16 protein-coding genes are annotated in these 14855 nt (G+C 31.2%); 4 read left to right on the top strand and 12 right to left on the bottom strand.

The features are described from left to right. Positions 1-9 precede the first annotated feature (9 nt). The 3 genes from ABNT61_RS05575 to ABNT61_RS05565 all read left to right on the top strand — a co-directional run bounded on the left by ABNT61_RS05575 (position 10) and on the right by ABNT61_RS05565 (position 4215). Positions 10-1128: an efflux RND transporter periplasmic adaptor subunit gene (locus ABNT61_RS05575; protein ID WP_348745171.1), complete on the top strand. Its 1119-nt coding sequence runs from the start codon at positions 10-12 to the stop codon at positions 1126-1128. Between the two features lie 190 nt (positions 1129-1318). Beyond that, a complete protein-coding gene (locus ABNT61_RS05570) occupies positions 1319-3910 on the top strand; it encodes a DUF6923 family protein (RefSeq protein ID WP_348745170.1) in 2592 nt (863 codons plus the stop codon). A gap of 182 nt (positions 3911-4092) precedes the next feature. Beyond that, positions 4093-4215, top strand: coding sequence for a hypothetical protein (locus ABNT61_RS05565; protein WP_348713297.1), 123 nt, complete (start codon positions 4093-4095; stop codon positions 4213-4215). A 140-nt stretch (positions 4216-4355) separates the two neighbouring features. Here ABNT61_RS05565 and ABNT61_RS05560 read toward each other — a convergent pair whose 3' ends face one another. Both ABNT61_RS05560 and ABNT61_RS05555 read right to left on the bottom strand, forming a co-directional pair. Beyond that, entirely contained in the window at positions 4356-5243 is an 888-nt protein-coding gene (locus tag ABNT61_RS05560; protein ID WP_348713298.1) for a 3-hydroxybutyryl-CoA dehydrogenase, read from the bottom strand. A 23-nt stretch (positions 5244-5266) separates the two neighbouring features. Then, positions 5267-6232: a Gfo/Idh/MocA family oxidoreductase gene (locus ABNT61_RS05555; protein WP_348713299.1), complete on the bottom strand. Its 966-nt coding sequence runs from the start codon at positions 6230-6232 to the stop codon at positions 5267-5269. Positions 6233-6351: 119 nt separating this feature from the next. Here ABNT61_RS05555 and ABNT61_RS05550 point away from each other — a divergent pair, with 119 nt between their 5' ends. After that, positions 6352-6993 carry a protein-L-isoaspartate(D-aspartate) O-methyltransferase gene (locus ABNT61_RS05550; protein ID WP_348724476.1) on the top strand — a complete coding sequence of 214 codons (642 nt, stop codon included), beginning with the start codon at positions 6352-6354 and terminating at the stop codon, positions 6991-6993. On the opposite strand, the gene ABNT61_RS05545 is transcribed toward ABNT61_RS05550, so the two are convergent. The 10 genes from ABNT61_RS05545 to rlmD all read right to left on the bottom strand — a co-directional run bounded on the left by ABNT61_RS05545 (position 6990) and on the right by rlmD (position 14789). After that, positions 6990-7718 (bottom strand): hypothetical protein, encoded by a 729-nt coding sequence (locus ABNT61_RS05545; protein WP_348745169.1) that lies wholly within the window; start codon positions 7716-7718, stop codon positions 6990-6992. The genes ABNT61_RS05550 and ABNT61_RS05545 overlap by 4 nt on opposite strands. A 70-nt stretch (positions 7719-7788) precedes the next feature. Beyond that, complete coding sequence (locus tag ABNT61_RS05540) at positions 7789-7950, bottom strand: hypothetical protein (protein ID WP_348745168.1); 162 nt, start codon at positions 7948-7950, stop codon at positions 7789-7791. 24 nt (positions 7951-7974) lie between these two features. Next, positions 7975-8829 carry a substrate-binding domain-containing protein gene (locus ABNT61_RS05535; protein WP_348745167.1) on the bottom strand — a complete coding sequence of 285 codons (855 nt, stop codon included), beginning with the start codon at positions 8827-8829 and terminating at the stop codon, positions 7975-7977. Continuing rightward, positions 8830-9699, bottom strand: coding sequence for a nucleoside phosphorylase (locus ABNT61_RS05530; protein ID WP_348745166.1), 870 nt, complete (start codon positions 9697-9699; stop codon positions 8830-8832). Continuing rightward, on the bottom strand, positions 9699-10637 hold the full coding sequence (locus ABNT61_RS05525; RefSeq protein WP_348724481.1) for a DUF1835 domain-containing protein: 939 nt from the start codon (positions 10635-10637) through the stop codon (positions 9699-9701). Before ABNT61_RS05525 ends, ABNT61_RS05530 begins: the two co-directional genes overlap by 1 nt. A 173-nt stretch (positions 10638-10810) precedes the next feature. After that, entirely contained in the window at positions 10811-11134 is a 324-nt protein-coding gene (locus ABNT61_RS05520; RefSeq protein WP_348745165.1) for a translation initiation factor, read from the bottom strand. A 2-nt stretch (positions 11135-11136) separates the two neighbouring features. Beyond that, complete coding sequence (locus ABNT61_RS05515; protein WP_348724483.1) at positions 11137-12084, bottom strand: isopenicillin N synthase family dioxygenase; 948 nt, start codon at positions 12082-12084, stop codon at positions 11137-11139. Between the two features lie 61 nt (positions 12085-12145). After that, on the bottom strand, positions 12146-12871 hold the full coding sequence (locus ABNT61_RS05510; protein ID WP_348745164.1) for a DUF6048 family protein: 726 nt from the start codon (positions 12869-12871) through the stop codon (positions 12146-12148). Beyond that, positions 12846-13331 (bottom strand): DUF6452 family protein, encoded by a 486-nt coding sequence (locus tag ABNT61_RS05505; RefSeq protein WP_348745163.1) that lies wholly within the window; start codon positions 13329-13331, stop codon positions 12846-12848. Before ABNT61_RS05505 ends, ABNT61_RS05510 begins: the two co-directional genes overlap by 26 nt. A gap of 6 nt (positions 13332-13337) precedes the next feature. Then, complete coding sequence (gene rlmD / locus ABNT61_RS05500) at positions 13338-14789, bottom strand: 23S rRNA (uracil(1939)-C(5))-methyltransferase RlmD (protein WP_348745162.1); 1452 nt, start codon at positions 14787-14789, stop codon at positions 13338-13340. Between the last annotated feature and the right edge of the window lie 66 nt (positions 14790-14855).

Below are 14855 nucleotides of genomic sequence, written 5' to 3'. Positions count from 1 at the left end.
ATAAATACCATGAGTAAAAGAGCAAAAATTATATTAATATTTGTAGCAGTGTTATTTGCAACCGTATTGATTTGGTTAGCTAAAAAGAACAAGAAAAGTATTGTGCAATTCGAAACAGAAAAAGCATTTAAAACTACTATTGTTAAAAAGACTGTTGCAACAGGAAAAGTAGTTCCTTTAGAAGAGGTTGAAATTAAGCCTCAAATAGCAGGTATTGTTGATAAGATAGTTGTTGAAGAAGGACAAGTAGTAAAAGCAGGTGATTTATTAGCAACAGTTAGAGTTGTGCCAAATGTTGAAGCATTAAACTCTGCTAATAACGAAATTAAAAATGCACAATTGGCTTTTGATAATGCGAAAACACAATTCGATCGTAACAAGAGCTTATTCGAAAAAGGAGTTATTGCACGTCAAGAATTTGAAAACTCTCAGTTATCATTCAACAATTCTAAGCAACGATTAGCAAATGCTCGTTCAAACATGGATATTGTGAAGAGAGGAACTACTGCAGGTTTAGGAAGTGCTGCAAATACTAATATTAGAGCTACTTCTTCAGGAATGATCGTTGAAATTCCTGTTAAAAAAGGATATCAAGTAATTCAAAGTAATAGTTTTAATGCGGGAACTACAATTGCAACTATTGCAGATATGAATAAAATGATATTTGAAGGAAAAGTAGATGAATCTGAAGTAGGTAAATTAGTTAAAGGAACTGAATTAGAAGTTTCTTTAGGAGCTATTGAGGATAAAAAATTTCCAGCATTATTAAATTTCATTGCTCCAAAAGGAACAGAAGAAGGTGGTGCAGTTCAGTTTAAAATTAAAGCGGATGTTTCTTTAGATGAAAATTATTTCATTAGAGCAGGTTATTCTGCAAATGCTGACATTGTATTAGAGAAAAAGGACAGTGTATTAGCTATCAAGGAAGCATTATTACGTTTTGACAAGAAAACTGAAAAGCCTTACGTAGAAATTAAAACAGGAGAAGATTCTTTTGAAAAGAAAGAGTTAGAGTTAGGTATTTCTGATGGTGTAAATATTGAGGTAAAATCGGGTATTTCTTCTAGTGATGAAATCAAAATTTGGAATAAAGCATCTAAGAAGGAAAAAGATAAGGACGAAGAATAATAAACTACGGTTTAATAAGATATAAAGGCATCTCATTGAGGTGCCTTTTCTTTTTTTATGTCATTCAGCATACGAAAATGTTTTTTTAGCAATACTTAAGTGCAAAACGGTATTTTTCCTGTGATTTTTAGGGTTCTTAATCGTAAATTGCTGATAACATTATTATTAACCCCGATATTACCATATTACCATGAAAAAAAATTATCCTCAAATCAAAAAATCCTTATTTATAATATTAATAAGTTTTTATTGTCAAGTATTAGTTTCTCAAACTACTCAGCCGTTTAATTGTGTAACTGAAGCCTATTTATTTCAAGCCAACGATGTATATGCACAGAACTTAGCTTCTGGTAATGCACTTTTAGATGGGATTGATTTAACCCCTTCAGTAATTAATGGTGTAGGATATAACCCAAAAGATGGATATATCTGGGGATCGTTAAAGTCTCCTGGAAATTCTATTGTTAGAATAGGGAACAATTATGAAATGACAACTTATACACTTGCGAATGCTCCATATTCTTACGTTGGAGATGTAAACCAAGATGGAATTTACTTTTTGAAAAATGGAAGTTCGTCGTTATATAAAATAGATTTAGATCCAGCTTCTCCGAATTATTTAACTAACATCGGATCTATGAGTTTGTCTCAAGCCATAACAAATCACGATTGGGCTTTTAATTCAGTAGATAATATGTTGTATACAGTTGAAAAGCATTCAAACGTTTTGTATAAAATTGATCCAGATACAGGAAATGTAACTACTCTAGGTGAAGTTCCAATTCTTGCTGGTTTAAATTATACTTATGGAGCAGTTTATTTTGATGTAGATGGGAATTTTTACATCTCAGCTAATCAAACAGGAACCGTATATGTAGTATATGCTGTACAGAATGTTGCAAGTAGCGCAGATATGGTTTCGAATCTTTTTGCATACGGACCATCAAGTTCACAGAATGATGGAGCGAGATGTCCAACAGCACCAGTACCGCAAGAAGATTGTACAAATGGTATTGATGATGATGGTGATGGCTTAGTAGATTGTGATGATCCTTCATGCTCTGGGGTTGCAGCGTGTCCAGAAAGATCAAGAACTTCATCGGGTAATGACGGAGGATTAGAAAGTAATAATCGTTTATCACAACAAATAAATCAAAGAAATTTAAATAGAGTAAAAGCAAATTATAAGTTTGATTTAAGCACAGCTAAAAGAGTATTCAAAAACGCTAACTATGGTAAGAAGTCAAGTAGTGCGGTTACACTTTGGGATTTTGTTCCAATGGATATCATCCAAAATACTAATGTTGTAGAGAGTTCTCCTGGAGACTTAGCCGATATTACCAATGCGGTAGACGTTTTATCTGTGGATTACATAACTAGTAATAATGAAGGAGTAGGGACTATTTTGATTTTAGAGACTGAGGAATCAGTATATGAACATACAAAGCATATTTGTGATCGTTTTAGCGGTTCTGAATTATTATCGGTATCTAATATGGAAATTAACGATGAGATATTTATAAAATCAATTGTTAAGAGACCTGACGGAGGAATTGAGTATGTTGCAAGTTTTGCAGTAGCTGAATCAGATGATAATTCTTCGTTTGTTGTTGAGTCTCACTGGAATTTAGATAAGTATTCTGATAAAGGATTTTATAATTTCCAAATTTGGGCGAGTACTATCGATGATTTATATAAACTTTCTTCTGAAGTAATAAACCTTATTGGTGTTCAAAAAGAAATTACTTCTTATGTGAGTTCTGAAGCTCCACCAGTTTTTATAAGAAAGGCTGCCTATAATAATGGTAAGATTGATATGGAAGTGGTGAGCACAATAGGAGCAACAAAAATATCTATTGACGGATATAAAAGAGCAACAGAAACTTCAGAGAGTGAAAGCTTAAAATTTGATATAGATTTAGAAAACTCATTAAATCAAATAACATTAGATACGCAAAACTTATATGACTTTGGTTTTAGATTATCAAATGAATATGATACCACTCCTGATGATTTATTCTTATCTGATGGAACTTGGGGAGTTGATTATAGTTCAGAGTCTTTTGTAAGTGATTTTAAAGTAGAACAAGGTACAATGTCTGTTTCAGATGAAGAGTACGGAGTTGAACGTAATATTGTCGCAGGATTTTTAACTAGTCAAGATGTATCAATATATAGGTCTCTTACACCAAGATTTGAGAAAGTTGATTTAACAGATTATAAGACATTATCGTTTACAGCTAAGGGAACAGGAAAATTAAAATTAACTTTTGTAAGAGAGAGCGTGTCATCTTGGGAAAACCAACCTTATGTAATGGTGGATTTAACTGAGAACAATAAAGACTATCAATTATCTCTTGATGAATTACAGTCAAATAGTAGTTCAAATGGCAGTACGGATTTAAATGATGTTAAAACATTATTCTTTACACTAGTATCTGAAACTGGCTTGACAGAGAATAAAGCTCTTGAGATCGCAGATATTAAGTTCACAAAAGGAGCTGCATTATCTGTAGATGATATAACGAATGAAAATATAGTTAAAGTAAGTCCAAACCCTGTAGTAAATTCAACAAGATTATCTTTTACTACTGATATCACAAGTAAATTCAATTTTGAAGTGTACAATGTATTTGGTAAAAGAGTTCATCAAGAGGAATATAACTCTAATTCAGGTAACAATACCATCGTATTTAATAGAAATAACTTGGCTTCGGGAATGTATTTCTTTAAAATATACTCAGGGAATAGTGAGTGGAAAGGAAAGCTTATTCTTAAGTAAAAAGTGTTGAAATTATTCAGCTTGCTCTTTGAATTGATGATTTATTTTTACTTATCGATAAATTAATACCATTTGTCGACCAAACGACTACTACAAGTCTAAAAATTAAAATTTAAAGAGTAAGTCTGTTGTAATTTAGCAGTGTGAAACAAAAGTATTAACCCCTAAAAAAAACTTTTAATATGAATATTTTAGAATCTTTAAACCAGTTAGTAAAAGCTTTATTCGGATTAGCAAATTCAGGATTAAAAGTAGAAAAGGTACCAGTTTACGTAAAGAATAATAGAAGCCCTTTCCATAAATAACATTCCCCCTTAGTTCCCCGAAATTCTCAAGTGTTTCCCCTTAAATCACACTTATAGGAACTAAACAAATATAATCCCCAATTAAAAAAAGAACTCAAATGAGTTCCTTTTTTTTTGTCTATATATAAAGTTGAAAAGTATTAGCTAAACATTTTTGCTACGTTTTCAGCTTTTCTACTTTCTGAATAATCATAGAATCCTTCTCCAGATTTTACTCCTAACTTTCCAGCAGTTACCATATTTACTAGTAGTGGACAAGGAGCATACTTAGGATTTTTAAATCCTTCATACATTACATTAAGAATAGATAAACAAACATCTAAACCAATAAAATCTGCTAATTGTAATGGTCCCATAGGATGAGCCATTCCTAATTTCATTACGGTGTCGATTTCTTTAACACCAGCAACACCATTATATAAGGTCTCGATAGACTCATTAATCATTGGCATTAAAATTCTATTAGCAACAAATCCTGGGTAATCGTTAACTTCAACAGGAACTTTTTTGATTTGGGTTGTTAAGTCAACAATAAAATCGTTAACCTCATCAGAAGTATTATAACCTCTAATAATTTCAACTAATTTCATAATTGGCACAGGATTCATAAAGTGCATTCCTATAACCTTTTCAGGTCTTGAAGTAACTGCAGCAATCTGAGTAATAGAGATAGAAGATGTATTTGTTGCCAAAATTGTATCTTCTGGACAAACCTCATCCAACTCTTTAAAAATTTTAAGCTTTAAGTCTATATTTTCAGTAGCAGCTTCAACTACTAAACTAGCATATTGAACACCGTCTTTAATACTAGTATATGTTGTAATGTTGTTTAATGTATTGGTTTTGTCGTCTTCAGATATTTTTTCTTTAGCAACCATTCTATCTAAGTTTTTAGAAATAGTAGCTACACCTTTATCTAAAGCCGCTTGAGAAATATCAATTAACTGTACATTAAATCCAAATTGAGCAAATGTATGGGCAATTCCGTTTCCCATTGTTCCTGCACCAATTACTGCAATATTCTTCATGAAAATTAAATTTTAGTTATGTGTTATTTAGAAAAACAATCAATTATTTTTTGTGCTACTCGTAGAGCTTCTGTTCCTTGAGTTAAAGAAACTACAGGAGTAATATTTTGATGAATTGCATCTGCAAATGAATTTAATTCATCTAAAATTGCATTGTTTTGTTCTATTTTAGGATTTTCAAAGTATATCTGTTTTTTTACTCCTTCTGCATTTTGTAGGATCATTGCAAAATCATCTGGAGTTTCTGGAGCATCTTTCATTTTCACTACTTCAGATTTCTTCTCAAGAAAATCAACAGAAATATATGCGTCTTTTTGGAAGAAGCGTGTTTTTCTCATGTTCTTCATAGAAATTCTACTTGAAGTTAAATTTGCTACGCATCCATTTTCAAACTCAATTCTTGCATTAGCAATGTCTGGAGTTTCTGAGATAACCGATACACCACTAGCTGAGATATTTTTCACTTTTGACTTTACAACAGAAAGAATAATATCAATATCGTGAATCATTAAATCCAATACAACAGGCACATCTGTACCTCTTGGATTAAATTCAGCTAAACGATGCGTTTCAATAAACATTGGTGTGTCAATAATGTCTTTTACCGCTGTAAATGCTGGATTGAATCGTTCAACATGACCAACCTGACCACGAACATGGTTTTGACTTGCTAGAGTTTTAATTGCTTCAGCTTCCTGTAACGTATTAGTGATTGGTTTTTCAATAAAAATATGCTTCCCTTTTTCTATAGCCTTTTTAGCACAATCAAAATGAGATAATGTCGGAGTAACAATGTCAACAACATCAACAGCTTCAATTAAGCTATCAATAGATTCAAATAAATGATATCCGAATTCTTGAGCTACTTTTTGAGCATAATCTTCATTTGGATCGTAAAACCCTACCAATTCATACTTGTCTGATTCTTGTAATAAACGAAGATGGATTTTTCCTAAATGACCCGCTCCTAAAACTCCGGCTTTTAGCATATGTAATTAAGTTTTAAATGATTGCTAATTTTTTCAAATCAGCGCTAACAAAGATACACTTTTATAGATTTTTTTTAGTGAATAATTACTACTTTTAAAATCCCAAAATTCAACTTTTTTTGAGAGATACTACCAAACATCAAGGGCTTAGAAATCAATTGGCTAACGTTTTATCTGGAAAGGGAATTACAGATGAAAAAGTTTTAAATGCAGTGCGGAAAATTCCAAGACATCTATTTATAGATAGTAGTTTTGAGGATCATGCATATCAAGATAAAGCTTTTCCCATTGCTGCAGATCAAACTATTTCTCATCCTTATACTGTAGCTTTTCAATCAGAAGTTTTAGAAATAAAGGAGGGAGATAAAGTTCTAGAAATTGGAACAGGCTCTGGTTATCAAACTGCTGTTTTATTAGAGTTACGAGCAGAGGTTTATACTATTGAACGTCAGCACGAATTATTTAAACGAACTTCTTTGTTTTTACCTAAAATAGGATACAGACCGAAGAAATTCATCTTTGGAGATGGATATAAAGGATTACCTGATCAGGCTCCATTTGATAAAATTATTGTTACGGCTGGTGCTCCATATATTCCGAATCCGTTATTAAGTCAGTTAAAAGTAGGAGGGAAGTTATTGATTCCTGTGGGAGACAAAACTCAAATCATGACATTGCTTATTAGAAAATCAGCAAAGGAATTTGAAAAACACGAATTAGGTGATTTCAAATTTGTTCCTATGTTGCAAAAGAGGAATTAATCATAAACTTGTTTGAAAACATCGCTCTCTTCAATTATCATTCTCTCTATAATTTTTTTATACGATAGTTTAATATAATTGGATTTTATATAGGATAACTCATTGTGATCAAAAGAAAAGACAGGGAGGTAGAGTTGAACTCTTAAACTGTCTTTACTAGTAATATCTTGTCTATCAAAAACTTTAAAAGTATTTTTTCTATGATACACAATCAATAAGGGTTTGTTATATAGTAAATCATTAATTGTATCTCCACTTTTATTGTTTTGATGATAAGCTCCCCAGTAATAAGGATTTAAAACTTGGTTATGTGTTACTTCTGAGGAGAATTTTTCAAATGGATTAATTGTAAATGAACCAGCCCCGGTCCCACAATCTAAACCATATTCATATTTATTTTTGAACTCAGGAAGATCAGGGATTAACCTATAATGGTACCTAAGAACTGAATCGTTTACTTCAAAGATGGTTTTATCATTTCTATAAGTCCAAACGAAAAATGGCTTTATCGATTTGTTTCTGAAATTAAAAAGATACTTGTCAGATTTTTTTAAAATTTCCAATGCTAAATCCTTTGATTGAACCTCCTTTGAAGCAATAGGTTTGTTTGAAAAAGGAAATAGATAAATATGCGAAAATTTACCTCTAAGGATATATAAATCACTCAGTATAAGTGAAATTACAAGAATTGTAACGTAAATAACAATTTTTACAAATTTTTTCATAGAATTAAAAATAACAAAAAAATCCGCCTAAAAAAGCGGATTTATTGAATTTGAAAAAAGAACAATCAACTTATTCTGCTGTTGCATCTGCAACAACAATCTTTTGTTGATAGTTTTGTTGAGTTTGCTTAGTTTTTGTGTTTTGTGATAAGCCACAAGGAGCCGTGCTCCCGCAAGAAATTAATCCTAAAGAACCAACAATACAAATTGCAATAAATACTACTCTTTTCATTATTATCTTATTTAGATGCTAAATTTACAAATTTTTAATTAATCTATCAGAATTAATCTTCTCCGATATAACGTTGAATCCAACCATTTTATTTTGAATACGAGTCAATAAATTTTTTGTGATTGGTTTTCCATCGTTCCATTCAGTAATAGAAAGCCATTCTTGAATATCTTCTAGTTGTTGTTCGTATCTGACAGACAGTGTTTTATCGATGTCAACAATCTTTTTAAAATCTTTAGTACAGTTATTAATAATATTTAAAACTGTTTTAATTTCTTCAGGATTTTTTTCTAATACCTCATCTCTAATGGCTACAACAAAACATGGCCATGGTGTAGGACAATCTCCTAATCGTCTAAAAGTTCCATTATCTACAAGAGGTTTTGTAGTAAAATGTTCCCACATAAAATAGTCTGCGTCACCATTGGTTAAAGCATCTATTCCACCTTGTAGGTTTTTGACTACTTTGAATTTGAGTTTGTCAATATCCCAACCATTATTGTAGGCATTTACAATGGCCATTAAATGAGAACCAGATCCATATCTACTAATAGCCACGGTAGCATTCTCTAAATCATCAATAGTTTTGAATTTCGATTTTGTACCAACATGAATTCCCCATATTAATGGACTTTTTACAAAAGTTTGAATAATTTTAGCGGGATTACCATCAATAATATCTTTAATAATTCCTTCGGTCAATACAATGGCAATATCAATTTCACCTTCTCGCAAAGATTTACACATGGCACCAGTTCCACCAGGGAAATCTTGCCATCGTAAATTGATTCCGTTCTGGGTGTATTCTTTATTTTTTAACGTAATGTACCAAGGATAGTTAAAATGTTCAGGGACACCACCTACTTTTAAATTCAGCATTTATTCAACTAATTTGTCTAAAGTATATTCTATTAATTCTGCTACTATTTTACCCGGTTCAGCACTAAATGTACCATTAGCTCTATTAGCCAAAATTGCATTCATTGAAAGTGCATTATGACCTAGTAATTTAGAAAGTCCGTAAATAGCAGAAGTTTCCATTTCTAAATTGGTTATTCTATTGCCATTAAAATTAAAGCTATCTATCTTTTTATTAATATCAGGATCTTGTAATGGTAGTCTCAAAACACGTCCTTGAGGTCCATAAAATCCACCTGCAGTAGCAGTAATTCCTTTGAATGTTTCATTTGAAGATAATTTATCTTCTAATTCCTGAGAATTTGCAATAATAATTGGATCTGCTTTTTTACTTGACCAGTTCGTATGTTTCGTGAACGCTTCTTCGATATCTGGGTGGGAAATTTCATCAATTTGATACGCATGAAGCATTCCATTGATATCTAAAGAATGTGTGCTAATAAGAAAACTATCAACTGGTATATCTTTTTGTAAAGAACCAGAAGTACCGATTCTAACAATATTTAAAGCAGTATGCTCTTCTTTTAAAGCTCTAGTTTCAAGATCTATGTTAACCAATGCGTCTAATTCGTTGATTACAATATCAATATTATCTGGCCCAATTCCTGTAGAAATAACAGATAATCTTTTGCCTTTGTAATATCCTGTTGTGGTTTTGAATTCTCTTTTTTGAGTTGAAAATTCAATTTTATCAAAGTGTTTGGTAACTTTATCTACACGATTTTGATCTCCAACAAAAATGATATCGTTGGCTATATGTTCAGGTCTTAAATTAAGATGATATATACTTCCATCTTGATTTAAAATAAGTTCAGAATTTTGAATGTTCATTAAGATGTTAATTTCAGCAACTTGTCATTAGCGTTTAAATACAAGTAGCTGTATTTTTTTGCCCCGCCAAGATACGAAAAATCAGAACGTAATTCTCTATAGTAGTTAATTTGGTTATTAAGAAGGCTAATTCCGTCTTCACTAAGTTTAACAGGACTAAGCGAAGTAAAAAGACTTTTCAATTCTTTTATTTTGTTTTTATATTGAATATCTCCAAATCCATAAGTCTCTTGTTCGGTCAATAATTTTCGAATTAAATCATTTTCAGTTTTTAATTCAGACTGATTCGCAGCTTTAATAATGGTGTTCTCAATTTGATTTAAACCGTTTTCAACTGAAGGAAAACGCTTTAAATGAGCACTTATAGCATCACTTAAATAAATAAATGGAGAGGAAGGATTGAATTTATGTACGGTTTCTAATCGTAATGGACTATCAGAGCAATATAGTTGCCAAATATAATCGGCATATTCTATGTCATCCTGTGTTAGTTGAATTCTGTTATTGTAAAGGTTTAAAAGTTCTTCTTTGGATAAATGACCAAACCCAACTAGCTTGTCATAGTTTTCTGAATTTCCCGCTTGGACAATTGTTATTTTTCTTCCCTTTCTGAACTTCTTCAGCCAACTTACTACGGCTAGCATATTCACTTGACAAAATAGATCGTAATCAAACCAAAGAATGATTTCATCTTGATTTTGTTTACATAGTTTTCTATACTCTTTTAAAGTAAAATCAATGAAAGTTTTTTTAGTTACTTGATAAGCATTACTAAAGAAATCATATCGTGTTTTCCAAAAATCTTCACTACCTACATCGGTAGTAGTTTTACCTTCACATAACATTTCACGCCAAGTAATAATTTCGCCTTCGATGTTAAGGTTGTTTAAAATTTCAGTTGTAACGTCACCGTTTGTAATATGTAAAAAAGAACTCATCTTTAGGGACTTAAAAAATAATTCATCAATATTAATAAAAAAAACAATACTCTTAAGAATATTGTTTTGTTTGTGTTTTATTTTTATTGTATTGATAAACTTTATGTTAAAAAAGTGATTTTTAAAAAATGTAGATAAGGCGTTTTCTTTAAAGTATTAAACACTTTAAAAATTTATCCACCAACTCTCTTTACTTTAAATCCTTTTTCTTTTAAAATATCCATGATTTTATCTCGATAATCTCCTTGGATAATTATTGTATCATCTTTAAAACTACCACCAACTGAAAGTTTTGTTTTAATTTCCTTCGCTAGTTTCTTAAAATCTGAAGTTGCTCCGTTATAACCATCAATAACCGTTGTTGGTTTTCCTTTACGTTTTTCGTATTTGCAAAGCAATGGTTCATCTTGCAACCAAACATCAGGTTTTTCCTCTGGAGTAGGTTCTTCAAATTGATGATCAGGAAAAAGGTTTTTAAGTTGATCTTGTAAATCCATAATTACTTAATTAAACCAAGTTCTCTTAAACGTTCGTTTAGGAAATCTCCAGCTGTAATATCTTCAAATTGTTTAGGATTTTTATCGTCGATACAGTTTTCTAAAACATCTAATTTCATTTCAGAAACAGGATGCATAAAGAAAGGAATTGAATAACGAGAAGTTCCCCATAATTCTTTTGGTGGATTTACTACTCTATGAATAGTTGACTTTAATTTATTGTTACTATGTCTCGATAACATATCACCAACATTAATCATTAATTCATCTGGTTCTGCAATGGCATCAATCCATTCTCCTTCATGGTTTTGAACTTGTAATCCTTTACCATGGGCTCCCATTAAAAGTGTGATTAAATTAATATCACCATGGGCAGCAGCTCTTACAGCTCCTTTTGGTTCTTCATGAATTGGAGGGTAATGAATTGGTCTTAAAATACTATTACCATTAAATATATATTGATCGAAATAAGTTTCGTCTAAACCTAAATGTAATGCTAAAGAGCGTAGTACAAACTTTGCAGTTTTCTCTAACATTTTATACGTCTGTTTTCCAACTTCATTAAATTCTGGAAGTTCTGCAACATCAACATTATTAGGATATTCTTCTTCTAATGCAGGATTATTTTCTACATATTGACCAAAGTGCCAAAATTCTTTTAAATCACCTTCTTTCTTTCCTTTTGCACTTTCTTTACCGAAAGAAACATAACCACGTTGTCCACCAATCCCAGGAATTTCATATTTCTGTTTAGTTTCTACAGGTAGTTCAAAAAATCTTTTTATCTGTTCATACAAGTTATCTACTAGTTCATTATCTAAAAAGTGTCCTTTTAGAGCAACGAACCCAATAGTTTCGTAGGCATGACCAATTTCATTAATAAATTTTTGCTTTCTACTTTCATCTCCAGACAAAAAGTCTCTCAAATCAACGCTAGGTATTCTATCCATTGTTAATAAGTTTGTTTATTACTTAATGTAAAGGTAGTAAAATAGGAGGTAAGCTCTAAAATTATTTATTAACAAAAGGAATTAAGTAGGTCAAAGTATAATTAAAACCAAATCCAGTACTACTATTTAATACTTCATTGAATCCAGGAGCGTATAACGTTTTAAATCCTGTTTGATCTTCAATTACCGTTGCGATTTTAAAAGATCCGCTAAATCCAATAAATAAATTCTTAAATGTTTCTGCTTTAATTCCAAATACAAACTCTAACCATTGAGCGTTTAATCCCGTTTCAGTTACAGGAGTTGTAATAGGAGTAGATGGGAAATAAATTGGAACACTTGTATCTCCAGTAGTAACATTTGGCGTATAACTATTAAGAGTATGATCGAATATAGCCACACCATATCTACCACCAACATAAATTTCATTATTCATATCTAGCCAATTATTATAGGTGTTGTAATTAGCACCAACTCTTATATAATTTCCCTTTGCAGTTGAAGTTGTGAAATCTTCAAAAGTAATTTCTTCTTCATGACCAATTTCCGCAGCAATATACCAACGTGAAGAAACACGATAATCACCAACGATTTCAAAACCAGTGTAGCTTTTATCGAAAAAGCTTAATCCTGCTTTACTTAAGTCAACACCTACGCGTAAACCATAACCTGTTTTATATATAACAGTATCTTTTGGTTGCTCTTTGTTAATTCCAATATTTTGAGCACTAACAGAAAGTATAGAAAGAAATAAGCTAAGATTAATGAAAAATGTTAACGTGCGCATTCTCTTGTGAGTTTATAGTTTCTAAAGTAGTTATTGATAAGCTGTCGATCCAACCTGTTTTTTCTAAAGTAATGTTATTAAATATAAATCTAAAACCACACGATCTTGACAGGTACTGTTCTTCTGGTGTATATCTTATTGTTAATGTTGCTGTTTCATTATCTGCAATATTACCAGTAGCTTCGTTTCTCTTTATGGTGTAAATCGTTTCCGTAGCATTTGTATTTAATGGAATAGCAATACTATCAACCGTTCTGTTCATATATAAACTATCAGTTTTTCCTTGAGCAATAATTGATAATCGTTGAACTGATTTCAGATCGTCATTCACATCTTTATCGTAAAATCTTAGCACTAAATTTGGAGTAGGAGAACTAAACTCACAAAAATCATCCTTTTCACAAGATATAGCCATAGAAATAAGGACTGCACAAACAATTAACTTTTTTAAGATTTTCATGTATACTTATTTTTCAAACAATACAACAGTTTCAATATGAGAAGTGTGTGGGAATTGATCTACCAAACTAATCTTTTTCAAGTTATATCCCGCTTCAATCAATTGCTCTGTATCTCTTGCTTGAGTTGCTGGGTTACAAGATACATAAACCATTCTATCTGCATTTAGATTTATGATTTTTTTAAGTGTTTTTGGAGCAATTCCAGCTCTGGCTGGATCTAAAATTATGGTTCTAATTTTATTCTTAAATTCAGGATGTTCGAATAAGAATTTACCAACATCAGCAGCATAAAACTCAACACCTTCTATGTTGTTTCTTTTTGCGTTTTTCTTTGCGTCAGCAATAGCAGAAGCTACAATATCAACTCCAATAATTTTTGTGTTACTTCCTTTTGAAGCTAATATTTGACCAATAGTTCCTGTTCCACAGAATAAATCCATGACAACAGTATTATCAATTGCGTCTTTATTTTCTAAAGCATAATCAATTACTTTAGAGTATAGTTTTTCTGCAGATTTAGGATTAGTTTGAAAGAAGCTTTTCATGCTGATTTCAAAATTCAATCCCAATAATTCTTCAACGATTTTATCTTTACCATATACTAATTGAATACTTCCAGAAGTAGCAATAGTTCTATCTCCAGTTTCATCATTTATAGTATGTAATAATCCAGCCACACGATCACCAAATAGTTCAACTAAATAATTGGCGAACTTATCTAAGTTAAATTTGTCTAAATCTCCTGAGGTGGTAACTAAATTGAATAGTAATTCATTTGTTTTGTATGATTTTCTAACTACAAAGTATCTGAAAAAACCTTCTTTTCTAGGTCCATGCCAAGGAGCTAATCCTGTTTCCTCACAGTAGGTTTTTATATTTTTGATATTGTCTTCAACAGCTTTATCAAATAAACCAGAATCTTTTTCAAGATTCACGCCCATCCACCAAACACCACGTTTTTTAAAACCAAGTGTAAATTCATCTACATCGGTGTTTTTTTCATGATCAAAGCCAATTGCTGAGAAACTATACTCCATTTTATTTCTATAATGAAATAGGTTTGGAGAACTTACAAACTCATCAAATAAATCTTCAATATTAGCAACTTTACCAATTCTTTTAAATAAGTCTAAAGTGCTTGTGTATTTGTAGTTATGCTGTTTTTCTACTGGAAGTTTTATATACGGTGCCCCAGGAATTTCTTGATAATCCATGGCAACTTCATCTTCAGAAGGTTTAAGAACTTCAATTAATTTGCATTCTGCATATTTCTTTTGAGATTTTGCAACTCTGGCTTTTACTAATTGACCTGGTAACGTATTAGGAACAAAAACTACAAACTCTCCTAGTTCTGATCTTATTTTCCCGATACCTTTTCCACCAAAAGCATAATCTTCAATTAGTAACTCAATTACTTCTCCTCGTTTTACAAATTTATTGCGTTCTCTTCTTGGCATCTATAATAATTTTAAGGACTGCAAAATTAGTAAAACTTAGCAGTTTGAATCGTTTATTTTGAAATT

Origin of the sequence: Tenacibaculum sp. 190524A05c, from assembly GCF_964036595.1 — a bacterium.
Lineage (GTDB): Bacteria > Bacteroidota > Bacteroidia > Flavobacteriales > Flavobacteriaceae > Polaribacter > Polaribacter platacis.
Note: the sequence above shows the minus strand (reverse complement) of the source record. Positions and strands in the feature narration are given on the sequence as shown.